The following is a 20,288-nucleotide window of genomic DNA, read 5'->3' on the forward strand; positions in this document are numbered from 1 at the left end:
ATGGATGCTTTAGTGATATTTGTCAGGGACAGAGTTCCCTTAAGAGCGTATCTACTTTTGAGTTTTTTCGTTTCTCTGGCCCCCTATTTTCTCTTGGATCTCCCTGTTTCTTATCCTTTAGCCCTGCTCTCATTTGTCGGGGTTTTTCTGATCATGTTGCAGATGCGACTCCTGGATGATATTCAGGATGTTCAAGTCGATAGGGTAGCCCATCCAGAGCGCCCCTTTGCTTCCGGCGAGGTGAGTGTTCATGACGGGGAGCGTCTTGCCGGCATCTTGCAGCTTCTTTTGCTGATCTTTGGCACCCTGACTCTTTTTTTAGTGTCCTATAAGGCCTTTTTTTTCTATATCACTGCCGCAGTCTATATCTGGAACAATTACAAGTGGTTCTTTTTTGAAGAGTGGATGAAGGAGCATCCGGTGCTGAGCTTTTGCCTTGGCGAGCTCGCGTTTTTTCCTGTGCTTTTCTTTGTTTTTTCCGTCGTTGATGCGGAGAGGACGTTTGGCAGAGAGGCTCTTGGCTATTCGTTCCTGCTTTTCTTTGCGTCCATGGTCTATAATGTTGTCAGGAAGCTCGATCCGAAGGCTCATCCGGCCGAACAGAATTTTGTGCATCTCATGGGATACAAACGGGTGTTTGTGGGTCTGATGCCTTTTATGATTCTCTCGCTGTTTTTAGCGGAAAGCCTGGGATTTGCCTTTATCTTATGGCCTGCCGAGCTGACATCGATGGTGGGATTGATAGCTGTCTTGTTCAGCAGCTCAAGATGGGGATTTGCTTCCGCGCTCGCTCTTTTATCTCTTTTCATCCATGCAGCTGCACCGCTGATGGCCTACACGTTCCCTTTTTAAAAGATCGAAAGGGCGTTGTCCTATTCGCTTCGGGAAACGGCTTGGGTTTTTATCTTCATAAAAACCCAAGTTTTTGATCTTGATGCTAGACGTTGATCTCAAACGCCGGGGCGAGTATGGACTCTAAATCAGCGATGTTGAGACGCTCTTGCTTCATGCTGTCGCGGTGACGCAGAGTCACTGTGTTGTCTTCAAGAGTTTGATAGTCTACAGTGATGCAGAACGGCGTGCCGATCTCGTCTTGCCTTCGGTAGCGCTTGCCGATCGCTCCGCCTTCGTCGTAGTTGACGTGCCATCTCTTCGATAGCGTGCGTGCGATTGCCTGCGCTTTTTCTGCCATGCCATCCTTTTTCATCAACGGGAAAATACCGACCTTGACGGGTGCTATAGAAGGGTGCAGCCCCAATACGACGCGGCTTTCGCCTCCTTCCAAAGTCTCTTCCCTATAGCCCTCGCAAAGAACTGCGAGAACCGAGCGGTCCAAACCAAAAGTAGGCTCGATGACGTGTGGAATGTACCTTTCGTTCGACTTAGGATCGAGGTACTCCATATTCACTTTCGCAAATTCGCTGTGCCGCTTCAGGTCGAAATCGGTTCTGTAGGCAATCCCGTAGAGCTCGGAGCGTCCGAAAGGAAAGTCATACATGATGTCGACTGTGCGTTTAGAGTAGTGCGACAGTTTCTCTTGGGGATGCTCGAAAAGCGACGTTTTAGTGATTCCAATCGCGCGGCAGAATTTCTGCATCTCTTCCAGCCAGTTGCTGAACGTGGTTTCCCATTTCGAGGGGTGGATGAAATACTCGATTTCCATTTGTTCGAATTCAATCACGCGGAATATGAAGTTGCCGGGAGTGATTTCATTACGGAAAGCTTTTCCGACCTGGGCTACTCCAAAAGGCACCTGGACGCGCATCGTGTTGATGATGTTTTTGAAATCAAGAAAGATCGCCTGCGCGGTTTCGGGCCTAAGGTAAGCGATGGAGCTCCCCTCTTGAGTTTTTGAGAGCTCTGTTGAAAACATCAGGTTGAAGTGGCGAGCTGGGGTCCAGTCGAATGCGTCGCAGTGCGGGCAGCGGACGTTGTTGTCTTGAACGAGCGTGTTAATCGCCTCCAACGAAAGACCCTCGACATCGATGCCGAGCGCTTTTTCCAGCAGGTGGTCGGCCCTGAGCCTTGCTTTGCAGCTTTTGCAATCGATGAGCGCGTCATTGAAACCTTCCACGTGGCCTGAAGCTCTCCAGGCTTCCGGATGGAGCAGGATCGGTCCGTCGAGACCTACCATATCTTCTCTTCTTTGGACAAAAAGCTGCCACCAGAGATCTCTCACATTCTTTTTAAGCTGCGCTCCCAAGGGGCCGTAGCTGTACGTGTTGGCAAATCCTCCGTAGATCTCCGATCCGGGAAATACAAAACCCCTTCTCTTGCAGAGGGCCACAACTTTTTTTAACAGGTCGCTTTCGCTCATCTTTTACCTTAAGGTAGTTTAACTGGGTCAAAAAGAACAGGATGATACCATGAAGGCGATAATCTTGAATACAAAGTTAAATTTTGAGTTCGTTTTAGTGTAGGTTAAGATTTTTTATGTTTACAGGCGCTGAGTCATTTCAATAGGATGGTCGTTTTTTTGAATGAAAAGGCAAAAGCATGGACCCAGAAGTAAAACAGGTTCTCTTTGAGATGCTATTCGTTAACCCGTTAGTGACCTTTCTGTTTACCACTTCTTTTTTTGGCGTTTTGAGAACTCTGGGCCATCAATACCCAATAAAAGTTAAACTGACCTGCTCAGCCTGGTTTTATTCACTAACAATAGGCATCTCAATATTGTTGAAATCCTATTCATAACTCTGATCCCAAATTTTGCGATAATGCTAGATCTCAAAAGACTACGACATTGCCTAAGCGTTTCAGCGTGTCGGAGATATCATTCTTCTCAAGGACGGCCTCGATCAGGAATATCTCATCCCGCTGGGCAAAAGCCTTTTTCAAGGCCATGTCGAGATCTTCTTCACTTTCCACTTTAATGCCGGTTCCCGCACCGATCACTCCTGGAAAAAGAGAGTAGTTCCAGTTTTGAATGTCATTAAAAGAACCGTCAATCATGATTCTTTCAGTGCTATAGCCGTGGTTGTTCAAAAGGAGGACTATCAGCGGCCGGCCGTAGCGAGCAGCTGTGGAAAGCTCATTGCAAGTCATCTGGAATGCACCATCCCCAACGAGCGCGACAATCCGCCTCTCGGGCCTCGCAAATTTTGTCGCGATAGCACCGGGCAAGCAAAAGCCCATGTTGGCAAAGTAAGAGCAAGATAGATATCCCTCCTTTTCCACCAGCATGTCGGTACTTCCGAAGAGGCTGTCGCCGATGTCGGCGGCCAAAATATCTTCCACTCCCAGATGCGACTCCAGACAGTCCAGGGTTCTTTGCACAGTCAGCTTGCGATTTTTTTGGGCAGTGAAGCGGTTGCTCTTCCTCTCGATCGCGACAGGGTAGGAGTGGGCAAATTTGGCAGGCCATGTGGTCTTAAGCAGGTTAGTTAGAAGATCTTTCAAATAAATACTTTGGTAGTGGTGGTGCCCTATTCTTAACTCGTCGCCATAGGCCAGTATGAAATGGTCCTTATCGGTTTTAGCAGTAAAGATTCCGGTGTCGACATCGGTCAGCAGCAGCCCGAATGAGAGGATGAGGTCGGTCTCTTCGACAAATTCGATCACTTTGGGGCGGCTCATCGCTCCCTGATAAACACCAGCAAAGAGGGGATGCCTTTCGCTGACTGTTCCTTTGGCCATAAGGGATGTCACGATAGGAATCTTTAACTTTTCAGCAAACTGCAGAAGCTGGTCGCTTAGCCCAAAGCGTTGTACTTCATGTCCGACCCAGATCACCGGTTTAGAGCTTTCGGAGAGAAGAGTTTTAATCTCAAGGGTCGCTTCATTCAAAGCGGACGGGTCGGAGAGGGGGTCTTCGTGCCGAAGAGAAGGGGCTTTTCCGATGGGCTGATCGACAATATCTCGTGGAAGTTCTATGTAGACCGGCTTTTTTTTCCTGTAGGCGCTTAGCAGGACCCTGTCGATCTCTGCCAGACATGTGTGCGGATCGCTCAGAATCGCCCTGTCGACAGTTACATTTTTTAAAATGTTCTCCTGGGTTCTTTCTTTATGCTCTTGCTCTTCTGGATTAATCAGATGGTGTAGATAGACGGAGCGCTCGAGTTCTTTCTTTCCGGCAGCTCCTGAGATAATCACAAGCGGGGATGATTCGGCAAAGGCTTGCGAGGCGGCGTTGGCGATATTGATCCCCACGCCGTAGGTGATGAGGCAAGCGCCCAGTCCTTTGGCCCGGCCATAAGCGTCCGCCATATAGCCGGCGGTGTTTTCCCTCGTGGTGTTGATGAACTGAATCGGATGATTCTCCAGCATTTTGACAAACTTCAGGTTGTAGTCGCCGGGGATGCCGAACATATGCATGACTCCAAAGTCCTGGAGTCGTTTAAGAAGATACTCTCCCACAGTCATTTGCTTGAGGGGGGCGGATGCCTTATCCTGCAAGTTCTCTTTACATGCAACGTTCATTTTCTACTCTCTCTCACTATGGATGCCTTGTTGGAAACTCTTTTCCTGCCCTGAATATCTCAGAGTTAAAATACCCGATTTCGATACTTTCCCAAGTCATCCTTAGCAGATTAGTTGATTTAATTCATATTTTTCGATCCAATACACGCATGAATGATTCGATCACGAATGACTTATGGTGAACTGTTTATGATAATAATTCTCGCTCAGGTATTTTTTCTTTTTAGCTCCGCTTTCGGATTCGCGGCAGCAGACAATAACTTGGCAGCAGACCTCTCGTTTTTAGTCGCCGATTTGAAATACAGCGAGAAAGAGGGAGTGAAAATCTGCGAAATCCAGCCGGGAAGCCTCTCGGTGTTCAGCGGTTATGACTTTCTCCTAAACGACACGGGTCTTGTTGCCAGAGGCTTTTGTGAGGTGCTGGAGCGTTTTCAGCATAAAGTTTGGTTTATAAACAAAGGCATCTGCGATCCCAAAATGAAAAAAGAATATCTTCTCCGCGGTTACAAAGAGAAGCGTTCCATGAAAGATCTCCTTGCCTCTTTGGATTTTAGGGAAACTGCCCACCATCCTCTCTACGACCCAAGTAGTCTAACGTCGTATGCGGGAGCCGTTTATAGCAGTGTGTGGGCTTCGGCGGATTTTGCGACAATCAGAGACAAATACCCTTCTATGCTGATTATTGACAGGGCTTTTATCCCTTTTTTTAGCAATAAGGAGGGGATGAGTTCCCTGTTTTTGCAAGACCCGGATCTGATGGATCTAAAACCCCGCTGGAAGAGCTACCTTAAGCAGTATCGACCGGGTCTGGCTGATGAGATAATCGAAGACATGGCCTCCGACATGGTGGTCATCAAACCGATTAGATCAAGCAAAGGCTATGGGGTGCTGATTGTTGCCCGGGAAGAGTTGGACTCGGTGTTGAAACAGCTTTTTTTCAAAACCGGATCGCTTTCTCTTCATAAAGATGAGGAGTATCAATATTGGGCCAGGGATCAGTCTAAACGATTTATTGTGGAAGCGTTCCACGCCTCTGATCCGGTTAGCGCTCCTTTGCTTGGCGGTGGAAGATATGATCCGACGATGCGGGTCGTCTTTTTTCTTATATTCAATGAGGGAAAGATGGAGGTCGTTTTTGTTGAGGGGCACTGGAAGTTGCCTAAAATTTCCCTCGATGGGCAAGGTTCCCTGACTTTGAAACATAAGTCCTATGGGGAAATCCCGCATTTTCAACTCGTCGAAGATAGCGTTTTAGCGCAAGTTGAGAGCATTCTCAGGGAGCGTTTAATCCTTTTTTACAAAAAAGCCCTGAACTTAGGCCCGAAAGGTGTGGCACAATAAGAAATTGATAATTTAATGTCCTAGGGCGGGTGCATTTACTGGTAAGGGAGATTTTAGTGAGTGGGATTGTTCAATACGCCGTAGCGCTTGTTCTTTTGCTGACTGGCGTGAGTGTTCTTGAGTGCGAAGATGAACACGTATATTCAAGAGGGTATCCGGGAGCCGATATTGTTTTCTTAGCCGCAGACCTGAAGTACAACCCTGAAGAGGGTGTCAAGATCTGCGAGATCCAAAGTGGGAGCTGCTCCGCATTTAACGGTTTTGACTATGTGATGGGAGAGGAGGGACTTTTTGCCAAAACCTTTTGCCAGATTCTGGGGCAGTACCAGACTAGCCTCTGGTTTACGCCGAGTTTAATTAGCGATACTAAGTTAAAAGCGGAATTTGCCAGGCAAGGATTTACTCCAGTAACCGCCTTCTCCGACCTGCAAAAAAGCGCCTCTTTCAAGCAGGCGGTCAATGCTCCCTTTTACAACCCCGCCGATGTCCGCTCCTACCACGGCATCTTTTATACATCCAAACTCTCCAGGCAGCAGTGTGAAAAGTTCGCTCGGGACTATCCGTCGATTTTGCTCATGGACAGAGTGGCGATGCCTTATCTTTTGGATAAGTTGCCGATGACGGAGCTTTTTTTAGATGAGAATCTAAAGCGGTATAAGCCCAGGTGGAATGTCTATAAAAAGAAATATTCCGCTGATTTGGCCGAGAGGATTTGCCAAGATATAGGCAGTGAGATTTTTGTCATCAAGCCCAGAAAGAGCGCTTTGGGCAAGGGCATCGTCATCACAGACAGAAGCCATCTCGACCAGGTTTTAAAGACGATTTTGCACATGAAGTCACAGGATCTTCGCAATCAGGAGATCCCTGAGTATAGGTATTGGGCATATGACAGGTCTGACAGCTTTATCGTCGAGGCATTTCTGAAGGGCAACCCCATGAAAGTCGAGGAGCTCGGGGGCGGAACTTATGACGGCATTGTCAGGATACTGTTTCTTTTGGTTCAAAGTGAAGAAAAGCTCCATATTCACTATCTCCCGGCGGTTATGATCATCCCCAAAAAATCGCTGGAGGAGACCGGGTCTTTGACAGATCGGCATAAGTCAGTTCCTAAGGCGCCCTACTTTACCAAGGTTCCGGAAGAGGTGCTCAACGCCGTGCAAGAGCAATTAAATGAGATGCTCCCCATCTTATACCGTAAGATGGTTGATAGTCTCTGAATTGATATTTCGTCTAACTAGTGGATTATTTTGACCTATTTTCGATTCAAATTTTGGGGGCTTATCACTGCATATGCCCTCCTCTTACCCTATTGCTGCTGTTCTGAAGATAGAAAGGGGCAAGAAAGGGGCTTGACGGCTTCGCTCGCGTTTCTGGCAGCTGATATTAAGTACACGTGGGATGAGGGCGTTAAAATTTGCGAGATTCAAAGCGGCAGCAGCTCCACTTTCGAAGGATATGACTTTGTGATGGGGGAAGAGGGGTTGTTTGCCAAAAGGCTGTGTGACGCCTTTACAGCGCACACGCCCAGGATGTGGTTTAGGCCGTCCAAAGTTTTGGACCTAAAGCTAAAAGCCGAGTTCTTGCGGCGCGGCTACAAACCTGTGAAGCACGTCATATCCCTTGCCGGTGATGAAGCGTTTCTTGCGGAAGCGTCGCAGCAGCTCAAGCACCCTGGGTCACTCTCTTCTTACCAAGGCTTTTATTACGCCTCTAAGATGTCTTCGGAGGAAATTTGTCAGTTTAAGAGAGCGTATCCTTCCATCCTCATCGTCGATGAGATGGTTATGCCTTATCTCGATGACAAGCTGGCGATGACTCGCCTGTTTTCAGAGGAAGAGCTAAGACCCTTTAAGCCCCGTTGGGGCAGCTATCCGAAACACTACAGCGATAAACTTGCTGAGAAGATCAAAAGGGAAATCGGCGGCGACCTCTTTGTCATTAAGCCAAGACGAGCGGCTCTCGGCAGGGGCGTGATCATTACGGATAGGCAGGGGTTGGATCAGGTTTTACGGAAGATCCTTCTTTCCAAAAGAAGCGAGCTGCTCTCTTCTGGTGTATTGGAATATCAGCACTGGGCCATCGACAAAAGCGACTGCTTTCTGGTGGAAGAGTTTTCCAGGGGAGAGATCATACCTGTGGCACATATGGGCAATAGGAAGTTCGACACCAATGTCAGAGTTCTCTTTCTTTTGGCCTATAACGACGGCTTAGTGCAGGTGGAGTATATTTCAGCCCACATTTCGATACCCAGGATCGCGATCGATGAAAAGGGAACATTAACGGAGAGGCATAAGTCGTATACGGAGCCGCCGTTTTTCCTAGCAGTGCCGGATGAGATGCTGGAAGAGGTGATCAAAGGGCTGGACAGGATGCTTCCCTTGCTTTACCGAAAAATGGCAGAGGCTTCGGGAAGTCCTTAGAGGCTATTCACAGGCTCTTAAGAATAAAGCCCCGGTTGTTAAACCGGGGCTTTTCGGGACGGTTATTTTTTGTCTTCGTCGTCGAGGATTTCGACTTCCGCTTCCTCGATGTTGTTGTCATCGGAGGACTTTTTACCTTTGGCCGAAGAGGGCTGCTCCTCATGGTGTTCATGGGCTTCAGCGTGAGGGTGGGCACTTGCTCCCTTCGCGTTCAGCGCTTCGCCGATACGCTGGAGGTGCTTTTCAAGTTCCTCCTTGGCTGCTTTGATCTTGGAAGTTTCAGTGCCTTTCAAGGCCTCTTTCAGCTTCTCGATCTTCTTCTCGATGTCGCCTGAAACATCGGCTGGGATCTTGTCCTTGTATTTTCCAAGCTCTTTCTCGGATTGGAAAACAAGGGCGTCGGCCTGGTTTCTTGTCTCGACCTCTTCCTTACGCTTCTTGTCCTCTTCCTTATGCGCTTCCGCATCGCGGATGGCTTGCTGGATATCGTCTTCGTTAAGGCCAGAAGATGCTTCAATGCGGATCTTTTGCTCTTTTCCGGAGTTGGTATCTTTGGCCGAGACGTGCAAGATGCCGTCGGCGTCGATGTCAAAGGCGACTTCGATCTGCGGCATGCCTCTTGGCGCCGGCGGGATCTCCGTCAAGTCAAAGCGTCCGATCTCTTTGTTGTCGTTGGCCATCTTGCGCTCTCCCTGCAGGACGCGGATGGTGACAGCTGGCTGGTTGTCGGCAGCTGTCGAGAAGACTTGCTTCTTCTGGGTGGGGATAGTCGTGTTGCGCTCGACCAGGGGGGTCATGACGCCGCCGAGTGTCTCGATGCCGAGCGTCAAAGGAGTGACGTCGAGAAGGAGTACGTCTTTGACATCCCCGGCTAAGATACCGCCCTGAATGGCAGCTCCTACCGCGACCACTTCATCGGGGTTGACGCCTTTGTGAGGCTCTTTGCCGAAGATGGACTTGGCCATGTCCTGAACAGCCGGCATACGGCTCATGCCGCCGACCAAGATGACTTCGCCGATATCATCTTTGGAGATGCCGGCATCTTTCATCGCCTTGAGGCAGGGCTCTTTCAGCCTTTCGATCAGGTTGTGGCAGAGGCTCTCGAGCTTGGCTCTTGTCAGGTTGAGGGCAAGGTGTTTAGGTCCTGAAGCATCCATCGTGATGAAGGGCTGGTTGATCTCTGTCGAAGAAGTGCCCGACAGTTCGATCTTAGCCTTTTCCGCCGCATCACGCAGCCTCTGGAGGGCCATCTTGTCATTTCTCAAATCGATGCCATGCTCTTTTTTGAACTCTTCGAGGAGCCATTTGAGGATTTCATTGTCGAAGTCGTCACCACCAAGGTGGGTGTCGCCGTTGGTTGCCAGCACTTCAAACACACCGTCGCCAATCTCCAGGACAGAGATGTCGAACGTTCCGCCGCCGAGGTCGAACACGGCGATTTTCTTGTCAGTGTGCTCCTTGTCGAGGCCGTAGGCCAGGGCTGCGGCAGTCGGTTCCGGGATGATGCGCAGCACGTTTAAGCCCGCGATTCTTCCGGCATCTTTAGTCGACTGTCTTTGGGAGTCGTTGAAGTAGGCCGGAACTGTGATGACGGCGTCGGTGACTTTTTCGCCTAAGTAGTCTTCGGCTGTCTGCTTCATTTTTGTCAGGATGATGGCGCCGATCTCTTCCGGAGTGTAGACCTTGTCCCCGATTTTAAACACGGCGTCGCCGCTCTCATTTTCGGTCACCTTATAGGCAACGTTGCTGATTTCCGACTGTACTTCGGAGTATTTTCTTCCGATGAAGCGTTTGGAGGACTGGATCGTATTTTCAGGGTTGGTGACTGCTTGTCTTTTAGCAGGGATACCGACAATCCTTTCCTGCCCTTTAAAAGCGACAACGGAAGGGGTTGTGCGGCTGCCTTCGGCGGAGGCGATGACCTTAGGCTGGCCGCCTTCCATGATGGCGACGCAGGAGTTGGTAGTACCAAGGTCGATACCGATAATTTTTTTGTTTTTTTGAGTCATATGTTTCTCCTTACACTATAAAATTTTTATGAGCCGCTGCTGTTTTCTTCTTTTTGCTCAGGACTTTTTGATACTTTGACGCGTGCCGGGCGGATTACTCTGTCGCCCATTTTATACCCTTTCAAACTCTCTTCGACGACAATTCCCTCTGGATGTTCGGCAGTCACCACCATTTCTACCGCTTCGTGCAGGTGGGCGTCGAAGGCGGTGCCGACAGATACATAGGGATAGACGTTATTGGCAGCGAGGGCATCTTTGAAATGCGCCAGAATCATTTCAAATCCGATCACCCATTGCCTGGTTTCAGTGGAGGCGTGATTAGAGTGTTTTAGGGCCATCTCAAGCTGGTCAATCGGAGCCAGAAAATCGCATACCACATTTTGCAGGGCGTACTGAATCTGCTCTTGCTTCTCTTTGATCAGCCTTTTACGGGCATTTTCCGATTCCGCGAGGATACGCAGGTATTTATCTTTATTTTCTCTGGCCTCTTTTTGGAGTTCTTCAAGCTCGATGTCTGTAATGTGCATTGAGACCGGGATCCGCTTTTTTTCGCTTGTCGCCGGCTCTTCTTGATTGCCCGCTTCGTCCTTGGTCATTTTGAGGTTTTCTTGATCTTGCATGCGGATTACTCTCTCTTTCAATCTCTTTGTTTTAAGGGGTTTGGAAGGTTTTATCTTCCAGCAGGATGGGTGCTTTACTCATGTTCAGCTCTATTTTGTCGTTGAAGAGCACCGGGAGCCCCGCATCAGGCTGGCGGTAAGTTATTTTGTATTTGTAGATCGCGTCGGTCAGCGTCTTACTGATCATCGCCGAAGCGGCTTTCAGTGCGCCTAGCAATTTTTTGTAGGGAAGGCGTACGGGACCCATGACTCCGATTGCGCCGACCGGCTGCAGGTTGATGTGATAGGGAATGGTGATCACGGAGCATTGGGGGTTGACCGCTGAAAAGGGCAGTAGGTCTTCGCCGATCCAAAACCGGAGGGCATCTCTCTTGAAGCTGTCGCGCAAGATCAGGCGCATAGCGTGGCTGTTTTCAAACAGAGAGAGAGAGGCGGCGACTTGCTCGGGATCTTTAAAGTCTTGGTGGCTAAGCAGTTTCGCAAACCCTGTCCTGATCAGATCTTCTGCCTGAAAGGCCGAATGGCCGATCACGAAGCGGACCATCAGTTCGTTGTAGATGCGGTGGGCTACTTCCTCTTCTTCCTCGCTTAAATTTTCAGGTTTTTGATCCATGGAGTGGAGCCTGAAATGGAAGTACTCTTCGATGCGTTTGATGCTGAATGAGCTTAATTTTTTTTCCAGCGCGATCAACTCCATCTTGACAACCCCGAAATCGGTGATCATGAGGGCGGCGACTCTCTCCGGCCCTACCGGAATCAGCTTGATCTCGTTTAAAAAGTCGTGATCAAAGCGCGGGGAGGAGAAAAAGGCTGCGAGGCCTGTCGCATCGCTGACGGCCGCGGCTGCTTGGGGAAGATAGGAGGCGATCTCTTTGGATGCAAAGGAGGTAAGCGGCGCGCTCTTTTCCTTGAAATCTTCAGGGAGCTCGCTTGAGTCGAGATGGTGTTCGATATAGATTCGGAACGCTTTTTCAGTGGGGAAGCGTCCGCCCGAGGTGTGCTGCTGATGGAGGAGGCCTTCCGATTCTAAGTCTGTAAAATAGTTACGGATCGTAGCCGAGCTCAAGCTTTTGAACCCTGTTTCTTTAAGCGTGTTGGACCCGACGGGTTTTCCCGTTTTGATGTAGTGCTCGATGAGTCCCATCAGGATCGAGCGCTGCCTCTTTTCTTTAAGGGAGAGCTTAGGCTCCCGGCCTATCTTTTTCACTTTGGTCCTTCCTCGCAAACGAAAATATTGAAAGTTAGCAGACGGGCATGCTGAGCGATAAAATAATACCTGATATATTCTTATAATAGCGGAAATGGAGAGTTGGCGTCAAGTGAATTTAGCAGTCTATTTATTGGATTGCTAAATCGCCAACCCTCTTTTATAAAGGCTCTTTTAAGAGCAGGGGCAGGATGTAAACAATCGAAGGCGACCAGTTCAGTCCCTTGTTGTATACGACATTCGACCCGATATGGGCTGCGATGATCGCTTTTTTATGACTGTCCGGGATTTGCCGGACTAGCGCTTCTTGGTGAGAATTCCTAAGCGTGGGAAGGCAATAGCCTAGAAAACATTGCATTAGTGGATCGTCGAGATTGCGAGGCAGTTCGATCTTATCCAGGTAGTCCAGCAGGTCATAGGCAAAGCCGTTGATTTTTTTTGAAATTTCATAAGAGAGGGCGGTCATGGGGATCCCGCTCTCCTGATGCTCTTTTAAGAGCAGGTCGGCCTCTTTGGCGGCCAGCAGCTTGAGTCTTGAGAGAATCTCTTGTACCAGCTTGTCTTTTTCCTGCATAAAAAGCTCATCTCCTAAGGTCAGACCGGAGAGGACTTCAAAGGAAGAGCAAATCACGCCCGTTTTGTTGGCGGAGCTGTCTTTGAAGATGAGGCAGCCGGCTTTTTCAAGGGTGGACCGGGCGCTTTCGGAAATGTAGAGGTTAGCACCTTCGACAATCGCTTTGGCTGTGGGTTTTCCCTTTTCGTCAAAAAAATCATCGATGTTGCTTTCGTTCAATGTGCGCGGTCTTCCTCCTGCCGGGATGAAGATATCGGCTTTCGTTACGTGAATGTGGGTCTTGAGGATGTGGTTCATTTCGCTGCCGGAGAGCCACTCCTCTTCCAGTCCGTCGGCAGTCATCGTCCAGCGCAGCGTCTTGTGGATATAGGAAGCCTCGCTTTTTCGCGCGCTTTTATCGAGCAGAAACCCTCCCGGTCTGAGCTTTTCAGGCGGATAGTAACGGAGGGGTCTTGCCTGGGTGAAGAGGGTGTGCATAATGCCAAGATCGAGACCTTGTGGGTCGTAGATAGCTCCCGATACGTCGATCAGGGCAACCAGCTTGGCTGTCTCAGGGTAGAGCTGGTAGAGATTCTTTATCTGGTTGCCTGCGACATCGCCATCAGGCCCTCCGGAAATTTTTATGGTAAAAAGGTCCCTTGAGGGGTTGATGCCGAGGAAACCCAGCGCTTTTTCCATGTAGACATTCACACCGAGCGACGTGACGCCATATTCTTTATGATTGATGCCCACCCTTGGTTTCCCAGAGATGAATGTGGAACCGGGCTTATAGCCTTGCAGCTTGCTGAAGTTGGCAATCCATTGGATCATGCTGTTGTGCATGTTTTCATCCGGTCCCAGATAGATGTACTCCGGCTTTTTCCAGTAGTCGACGACATACTTGGCCCTCAGCCTGCCATCGGGGTCGCAATTGACGATGGTGACTAAGCTCTCTATGTATGACCTCTGGGCTTGGTAGAGGTTCTCTTCCCTTTGCTCTTTTAAGAACAGGTCGATCCGGTGCTGAATTTGCTCTTCGGTAAATCCCGCGTCCTTGAGCTCCATTTTGAGGACTTGCGCTTCGGACTCAAGTCTTGGTGAGGGCATCAGGAGCAAAATACCCTTGGCGCCCCCTTCAGGAATGTCTTTGTTTTTGAAATGCTGCGTGTAGGCTAAGTTATAGCACTCTGAGAAGACGTGGTTTCTCTCCTGTCTTGCCTCCTCTGGCTGTCTTGGCGTGACAGTGCGCAGGCCTCCCCTTGAAAGGTCTTTGAAGCGGATATGATAGCCGAAGCAGTCCATCCCCTTGATATAGAATATTGCATAGGGAAGTTCGGGAAACCGTTTCCTTCTGTCGTATGGCAACTCTTCGATGAATTTCGGGTCGAGGCGGAAGCTGAAAGCGGTAAAATTGAGTCTGTAAAAATTGGTTTTCAAGGTGTGGTGAATAAAGCTCAAACCCTGTTTTAAAACGATCCGCCTGCGCGTGTCGTTGGCTTCCCGTCCGGTATCCAAGCTCTCGATATCTGCCAGGAGTTTCTCCCGTGTGTTCTCATAAGCCTGAAGATCGAGGTGGTGCGGGTCGAACTTGAGCTTAAAGGCGTGGCAGAGGGTTGATGTTAATTCCGGATGCCTTAGAAAGGACTCTTCGATGTTTTCAGGGGTGTAGAGATTGGGGTCGAGATGAACCAGGTTCTGATGGACAAAGTCAAAGATGGCCCGGAGCAAGTTGCCGTAGGCTCCACCGATGAGGCCGGTTGCCACCAGCTTTTCATCGACCTTATCGAAGCTCTCGAAGTATTTCATGGTGACAAGTTCCCTTAGGAAGTCGGGAATGTCTGCTACATCCCAGGCAGCCTTGCCGTTGATGCCGTGGAGGCCGATCGCCATGATCAGGATATTCTGCCTGCTGTAGGGATCGATGTCTGTCGCCACAACCCTTTTCATGACCAGCTTGTGCCTTTCGACGCAGCGGGCGATTTGATAGAGGAAGTTGTGCTTGGGGCAATTTCTCCAGGCCAAAACGATTTGCATGGAAGGAGCGCCTGTTGTCTCCCAGTCATCGTTATAGCGCACTTCATACTGGCAATTGTCCCGTGTTTTTGCACGGAAGAACATATCGAGGGAGAGAATCAGACGGTTGAAGCTGAGCGACCTTAAAAAGCGGGAATTCATGCTGGAGAACAGGGAATCGAACTCCGTGTCGGAAAGCTCGGGGTTGCGCTCCTTGCAGAAAGCTTTTAGCTTGGCTTTCTGGTCTTCGGGATAAGTTAAGGGAGTCTCTTCAACAGCTTCGGTAAAATGGAGCGTCGCGATACGGATGCTTGATGCCGTGTTCGGAAAGTGGTCTCTCGAGATGAAGGCTTGGTAGTTTTTGATGCCATAGTAGGCGTAGTTTTTTAATATGCGCACATCGGCATCGGGACTGTCGAGCAAAATGACAATGGCAGCGCGCTTTAAATGAATCGCGGAGAAAAAATCCTGAAGATGGATTCCCATTAAGTTATGCACGATCAACATGATGTTATCATGACTGACCTCCTCGAAAAACAGGGGGGGCATAGCCCTTTCAAGCCACTGGTAGTACTCCTCGAAGCGAGCGCCTTCCCTTTTGATCGTTTCGTGCAGTTTCTCTTTGATGGCCAGCTGATTAGTGTCTGGAGGCATTGCATTCTCCTTTAAGGATCGTCCACAGGAATTCCAAATATTTCTATAGCCTCTTTAACGTTAATGGAACAAGAGATAAGAGGAGGAGGGGGCAATATTTGGAAAAACGGGAGTTTTGGCCGGAGGCGGAGTGATGGCGCTAGTAACTCACCTCAAGAGTCTGAGGCCGTTAAGGCCGACGAGGACAGTTCCTCCCTCGTGGATGATGACGGCCAGCCAAAGGGGGAGAACCCCGAGCAGCGCAAGCAGCGAGGCGATCAGCAGCGCTCCCGCAGCAAGAACGAGATTTTGCCTGACAATGGCCCGGGTCGCCCTGGATTTGCCGACCAGCCAGTCGATCATTTCTATGTTGTCGTTGAGAAGGATAACATCGGATGCCTGTGTCGCGGCGTTCGATCCGATCTGGCCGAGGCCGATACCGACGTCCGCCCTTGCAAGAGATGGGGCGTCGTTGATGCCATCCCCCACCATCGCCAGGGAGAATCTTTTACTCAAATCACTGACGATGTTCAATTTGTCTTGAGGCTTGAGATTGGCGAAAAAATCGTCCAGGCCGATCTCTTTAGCGACTCTTTTGGCGCTTTGGAGGTGGTCGCCGGTGATCATGACCAGTTTGAGCCGGTATATTTCCCTTAGCGAACGGATCGTTTCTTTCACACCCGTGCGGATCTGATCTTGAAATGACAGCAGGAAGGGCTTGTTGCCGACTAAAAGTGCAGCGACCATATTCCCCTCTTCCAAGATCTTTAAAAATTGGTTTTCTAAAAGTTCGCCCTCATCCGGGGGGAGGAGCTGCTTGATGAAATCGAGGTTTCCGATATGGATTTTTTCTTCCTTCTCCAAGGTTGCCAAGCCCTCAAGGCCAAAACCTGGAACCGCCCTGAAGTCATGGATTTCCGTGCCATGCATTCCGACGCTTTTGGCATACTCTACAAGCGATTTGGCTATCGGGTGGATGGTGTTTTTTTCCAACGAGTAGGCAATTCGCAGTGCGTCCGGCTCTAGAATTTTATCCTCTTCGTGGAGGGCGTTAATTCCTTTGAAGACAAGTTTACCGGTCGTCAGCGTCCCTGTTTTGTCAAAGGCAACCGCACGGCAGTGGGCCAGGGCGTCGAGCGTGAGGCCGCCTTTTAGAAGGATGCCCTTTCTTGCGCAGGAGGAGATAGCGCTTAAGTAGGCGATGGGGATGGCTAAGATGAGTGCGCAGGGGGAAGCGGCGATCAGGAAGGTAACGGCCCTGTAGAGCGATCCCTCCTCACCGAGGTAGGCGATGTCGTAAACGAGCGGCAGTGCAAATGCCAGTAAGAAGGATAGGGCGATGATGCCCATCGCATAGGAGTTGCTCACTTTATCAAAAAAGCGCTGAAGAACCGGTTTTGCCTCCTGAGCTTCAGTGACCAGTTTGATGATGCGGCTGACAGTGGAATCCATTTCGGTTTTGGTCACTTCTACAACGAGCGATCCTTCATCGTTTTGCGCTCCTGCCGGGATCTCGTCTCCTGGTTTGATCGGAACGGGGATGCTCTCGCCCGTGATATGAGAGAGATTTGCCGAGGAAAATCCCTTTACCACTCTCCCGTCCAAGGGAACGACCTGGCCCGACTGGATGAGGATTGAGGCGCCGACAGAGATGTCTTTAACCGAACGCTCCTGATGGGTTCCATCGGAAAGGATGACCAAAGCTTTGGTTGGTACAAGTTTTCCAAGGGCGCTTAAAGTGGACTTTGCCTTACTCTGAACAGCCTCTTCAATCGATGAGGAAAGGGCGAATAAAACCAGCAGCATTCCACCTTCCATTCCGCTACCGACATAGAAGGAGGAAAACGCCGCCAGGGTCATCAGAACGTCAATATTGATGTCGGCTTTGGCGATATCCTCGATAGATTCGATGAGCGCGGGTATGCCCACCAAAAAGTAGACGATGACCAGAGCGAGCTGGCTTAACGGGATCCACTCTTCAAAGTAGGAGAGAAAAAAGGAGATGCAGAGCATGAAGAGCGCCAGCAGGGATGCTTTGAGGGGAAGGTTGACTCCCCAGTTGCGAGATTCGGGCGTCAGGAATGGGCTTTTCGACTCTTCAAGCCCGAGCTCGAAAAACTCCTCAAAGATGACGGGTTGTCTGAGGTGTCTTTGGGATGATTGCTCTTGGGTGAAAGTGGAGGTCATGGTTCTACCCGGTCGCTGGAATTAATAAGATGGCCAGAAAATAGGCGGTAGCGACGGATACTAGGGCAAGTCCGAGATTCCAGACCACAGCCTGTACAGCGTTGTTTTTCTCGTAGCGGGCAGCGAAGAGGCTGCTGAGAGCTACAACAGTAAAGCAGGCAGCATAAACCCCAGAAGGGAAGGAGATAAACAGCCCTATTCCCATGGCGAGACCGGCGATGAGCGCACCGCCAAAGGCTCCCAGAGCCTGTTTTAACGGATGCTGCTGAGTTTCCAGGGAAAGTCCGAGCTCTTCTTCGACCATTACCTTGAGCAGTCTGTCGCCGTCGGCCATTAAGACGTCGACAACGTCATCGAGCAGCTTTCCTTGAAACCCTTTTGCTGCGTAAAGAGCCTTCAGTTCTTCGCGCTCCTGGGCGCGGTGGTGATCGATTTCCCATTTCTCCTGGGCGATTACGCGATGCAGCCGCTCCAGCCTCGACCAGCCGAGCCATGCGCTCCGGCATGTTTTCCAAACCAGGGTCGCGATGAAAAATAGGAGCAGGAAATAGAATGTTTCCCAGGAGTTCATTCGATGATGGTTTAAAATGATGGCCACAAAACAGAGATAGAGCGAGGTCTCTTTGGCGCTGTCTGTCGCAGCGGAAAGATGGCCGGGAATTTCGCTGCCATGCACTTCCTGTGCCTCCAAGATGCCCGATGCCTGCTTTTCAACGACATGGGCTATCGCTTCTTTCTCATTAAAATGCGTCGATCCCATAATTAACCCGATTGGTCTCTTTGGTTATATACGGCAAGTGTCTCAAAGCCAAAACCCCAAATTTTGGAACACTTTCCGTATAAGGTTTATTTCGGCACAGCTTGCAATCTTGATACCGAAAGTGCCAAAACCCTCGATTTTGAGATACTTTCGGTATACTGCTTCTTTTTTACATAAGAGGGGGCGGCAGTCTCTATGAGCCAAAATCTCAAATTTTTTGAGGCACCTTCGGTGATCACAGGCTCTCAGTGAATTTGAATTTCGACCGCTCTTCGGTAAAAAAATATCCTTTTTAATTAAGTGTTATAAGGATGAGAACGAAACTGAGCTGGTGGGTATTGATAAACCCTTAATTTTTAGTTCATCATAGATCTTACACAGATTAATTCAAATGCGCTAGTGCTCTTTCTCCTGAAAACCGACGCAAAATTTGAGTGTGTCTCGATGTAAAATTAAATTTAATTATGTTATAATAAAAGCATGGGGTTGCTTGTTGCTTTTGATGGATTGCAACCCGCAGATAGGTATTTTAAGTCTTTATCTTAAACCGTTAAATGAACCGTCATCGGTTCTTGCAAAAGTGCCTCGGTATCCGTTTTATACAGCCTCCGCTGGTGGGGCCACACTTAAAGATCCAGAGAGGCAGCTGCGTCAGAAATAAGACTTTTGCAGGGAAAGAGATCCAATCGGTTCGAAGGAAAAAGCTATGCCAGTAAGCAGTACACCGGGTGAAGGAAGCGCCGGCCTGAATATTTTCCAGCTGGGCCATCTCGAAGGGAGCGCTGAAGGATCGGAGTATAACTGGAACGCCCGACTAGATTCGCTCAGCAAAAGTGAGCAGGAAAAGCTGATCTTGAATTTGCTCGCGGACAATCCGATGCTCATCTTCGGCCAGAGCAATCTTTTTTCCGCGAACTTCGCCAATTTGGCGACCCCTGAGGCGTTCGCTGCCGCCCTCATGGCTATCGAATCGCGGCGCAATGAAATTATATCCGGTATGCTCGATGCCTGGGTCGATTCGGTGGCCGAGCAGAAAAAGCTCTCCGAACAGGCTTATAAAAAGCAGGAAATTACCGAGCAGCAAACCGAATCGGATCAGAGAAAGCGGGATGTCATCAACGACTACATCGTCTGGGCAGATAGCCAGCCGAGCGATGCCCGGCCCAATGTGGCGGATGCGGCCGTCTTCTCGGACTACCTCCGCTTTTTAACCCAGCAGCAACGTTACGAAGCCGTCACGAGCACGCTCAATGAGCTGGTCGATAACTATTTCGAGAAAGTGACTCCTCCTGCGGTTGAAGACTCCGATATTGCGAGAGGCGCTCTCTCCGCTTTCATACTAAATGCCATGGTCATCGCTCCAGCATCACAAAATGTCGTGCTGCAGCCGATCAATATGAGAGAGCTCTCGACACAGATCGCTGTCAATCCGGTCAGCGATCAGGTGAATTTTGAAGCCGGTCAGTTCCCGCAGCGCCTGGCAGAGCAGGTTTTACCCGCCATCAACTTTTTTGTTCTGGACATGGTCAAGGATGTGACGATAACCCTTTACCTCAAGCAGCAGGAGACAGGAAAGAATCCGGTCGATAAGGACTTTGCCAACTCTTTTGCCGACAGGGTGCTCTCCGAGGTGTCGAGGCCCGATGTGATCAAAGAGAAGCTCATACGGCAGATCCCCGGTTTTGAGAACGCCACTGCTGAGCAGCTTGCCGATGCGGTGACCTACGCGCAGCTCTTCAGTTTGGCATCCGCTCTCGGCGTATTCGTCAAGGCAGAGGGAGGAGCAAACCTGCAGGAAAATGAGCTGAAAGAGATGTTGCTAGAGGGAAAAGGAATTCCTGAGGGCGATAAGAGGGCTGACATCGTGGCGATGATGAACGCCATCATCTTTGGCAGCGACACCATCCCGGGAATACCTGTAGAGAAAAGAGAACAGTTTGTCGAAGCCCTTTTGAGATATGTTTCCAGTATGCCCGATCCCGATCAACTGACGGACTTCATGACGGCTCTGAACGCCGCTTCCGCAGAAGTTTCTATGGGAGAAAGGGCTGTCCACACACGAAGGGACTAGTAGCCCATTACACTTAAAGGTGCATACCGAAAGTGTCTTGAAATTTTTGCTTTCC

General features: G+C 49.7%; 13 protein-coding genes. 5 read left to right on the forward strand and 8 right to left on the reverse strand.

Annotated features, from left to right (window positions below):
- Positions 1–852 carry a UbiA prenyltransferase family protein gene (locus ELAC_RS08765; RefSeq protein WP_098038901.1) on the forward strand — a complete coding sequence of 284 codons (852 nt, stop codon included), beginning with the start codon at positions 1–3 and terminating at the stop codon, positions 850–852.
- Between the two features lie 85 nt (positions 853–937).
- On the opposite strand, the gene ELAC_RS08770 is transcribed toward ELAC_RS08765, so the two are convergent.
- The gene (locus ELAC_RS08770; protein ID WP_098038902.1) at positions 938–2,317 is read right to left on the reverse strand and encodes a glycine--tRNA ligase; all 1,380 of its coding nucleotides are present in this window, start codon (positions 2,315–2,317) and stop codon (positions 938–940) included.
- Positions 2,318–2,727: 410 nt separating this feature from the next.
- A complete protein-coding gene (locus ELAC_RS08775; RefSeq protein WP_098038903.1) occupies positions 2,728–4,419 on the reverse strand; it encodes an alpha-keto acid decarboxylase family protein in 1,692 nt (563 codons plus the stop codon).
- Between the two features lie 189 nt (positions 4,420–4,608).
- Here ELAC_RS08775 and ELAC_RS08780 point away from each other — a divergent pair, with 189 nt between their 5' ends.
- The 3 genes from ELAC_RS08780 (at position 4,609) to ELAC_RS08790 (ending at position 8,180) form a co-directional block, all read left to right on the forward strand.
- Complete coding sequence (locus tag ELAC_RS08780) at positions 4,609–5,760, forward strand: hypothetical protein (protein WP_098038904.1); 1,152 nt, start codon at positions 4,609–4,611, stop codon at positions 5,758–5,760.
- Positions 5,761–5,816: 56 nt separating this feature from the next.
- Positions 5,817–6,977 (forward strand): hypothetical protein, encoded by a 1,161-nt coding sequence (locus ELAC_RS08785; RefSeq protein ID WP_098038905.1) that lies wholly within the window; start codon positions 5,817–5,819, stop codon positions 6,975–6,977.
- A gap of 132 nt (positions 6,978–7,109) precedes the next feature.
- Complete coding sequence (locus tag ELAC_RS08790; RefSeq protein ID WP_143406486.1) at positions 7,110–8,180, forward strand: ATP-grasp domain-containing protein; 1,071 nt, start codon at positions 7,110–7,112, stop codon at positions 8,178–8,180.
- A 62-nt stretch (positions 8,181–8,242) separates the two neighbouring features.
- On the opposite strand, the gene dnaK is transcribed toward ELAC_RS08790, so the two are convergent.
- The 6 genes from dnaK to ELAC_RS08820 form a co-directional block, all read right to left on the reverse strand.
- Positions 8,243–10,189: a molecular chaperone DnaK gene (gene dnaK, locus ELAC_RS08795; protein ID WP_098038907.1), complete on the reverse strand. Its 1,947-nt coding sequence runs from the start codon at positions 10,187–10,189 to the stop codon at positions 8,243–8,245.
- A gap of 26 nt (positions 10,190–10,215) precedes the next feature.
- The gene (locus tag ELAC_RS08800; RefSeq protein WP_098038908.1) at positions 10,216–10,809 is read right to left on the reverse strand and encodes a nucleotide exchange factor GrpE; all 594 of its coding nucleotides are present in this window, start codon (positions 10,807–10,809) and stop codon (positions 10,216–10,218) included.
- A gap of 31 nt (positions 10,810–10,840) precedes the next feature.
- A complete protein-coding gene (hrcA, locus tag ELAC_RS08805) occupies positions 10,841–12,016 on the reverse strand; it encodes a heat-inducible transcriptional repressor HrcA (RefSeq protein ID WP_098038909.1) in 1,176 nt (391 codons plus the stop codon).
- A 160-nt stretch (positions 12,017–12,176) separates the two neighbouring features.
- Entirely contained in the window at positions 12,177–15,236 is a 3,060-nt protein-coding gene (locus ELAC_RS08810; RefSeq protein ID WP_098038910.1) for an NAD-glutamate dehydrogenase domain-containing protein, read from the reverse strand.
- Positions 15,237–15,383: 147 nt separating this feature from the next.
- The gene (locus tag ELAC_RS08815) at positions 15,384–17,402 is read right to left on the reverse strand and encodes a heavy metal translocating P-type ATPase (protein ID WP_098038911.1); all 2,019 of its coding nucleotides are present in this window, start codon (positions 17,400–17,402) and stop codon (positions 15,384–15,386) included.
- A 4-nt stretch (positions 17,403–17,406) separates the two neighbouring features.
- Complete coding sequence (locus ELAC_RS08820; protein ID WP_098038912.1) at positions 17,407–18,162, reverse strand: VIT1/CCC1 transporter family protein; 756 nt, start codon at positions 18,160–18,162, stop codon at positions 17,407–17,409.
- 706 nt (positions 18,163–18,868) lie between these two features.
- On the opposite strand from ELAC_RS08820, the gene ELAC_RS08825 reads away from it, so the two are divergent.
- A complete protein-coding gene (locus ELAC_RS08825) occupies positions 18,869–20,233 on the forward strand; it encodes a hypothetical protein (RefSeq protein WP_098038913.1) in 1,365 nt (454 codons plus the stop codon).
- Positions 20,234–20,288 lie beyond the last annotated feature (55 nt).

This window comes from Estrella lausannensis (genome assembly GCF_900000175.1).
Classification (GTDB): domain Bacteria; phylum Chlamydiota; class Chlamydiia; order Chlamydiales; family Criblamydiaceae; genus Estrella; species Estrella lausannensis.

Excerpts from the sequence above, each read along its gene's own strand:
- ELAC_RS08820 (WP_098038912.1), bottom strand. The coding sequence starts at position 18,162 with ATGGGATCGACGCATTTTAATGAGAAAGAAGCGATAGCCCATGTCGTT.
- ELAC_RS08770 (WP_098038902.1), bottom strand. The coding sequence starts at position 2,317 with ATGAGCGAAAGCGACCTGTTAAAAAAAGTTGTGGCCCTCTGCAAGAGA.
- ELAC_RS08825 (WP_098038913.1), top strand. The coding sequence starts at position 18,869 with ATGCCAGTAAGCAGTACACCGGGTGAAGGAAGCGCCGGCCTGAATATT.
- ELAC_RS08775 (WP_098038903.1), bottom strand. The coding sequence starts at position 4,419 with ATGAACGTTGCATGTAAAGAGAACTTGCAGGATAAGGCATCCGCCCCC.
- ELAC_RS08815 (WP_098038911.1), bottom strand. The coding sequence starts at position 17,402 with ATGACCTCCACTTTCACCCAAGAGCAATCATCCCAAAGACACCTCAGA.
- ELAC_RS08810 (WP_098038910.1), bottom strand. The coding sequence starts at position 15,236 with ATGCCTCCAGACACTAATCAGCTGGCCATCAAAGAGAAACTGCACGAA.
- ELAC_RS08800 (WP_098038908.1), bottom strand. The coding sequence starts at position 10,809 with ATGCAAGATCAAGAAAACCTCAAAATGACCAAGGACGAAGCGGGCAAT.
- ELAC_RS08780 (WP_098038904.1), top strand. The coding sequence starts at position 4,609 with ATGATAATAATTCTCGCTCAGGTATTTTTTCTTTTTAGCTCCGCTTTC.
- dnaK (WP_098038907.1), bottom strand. The coding sequence starts at position 10,189 with ATGACTCAAAAAAACAAAAAAATTATCGGTATCGACCTTGGTACTACC.
- ELAC_RS08765 (WP_098038901.1), top strand. The coding sequence starts at position 1 with ATGGATGCTTTAGTGATATTTGTCAGGGACAGAGTTCCCTTAAGAGCG.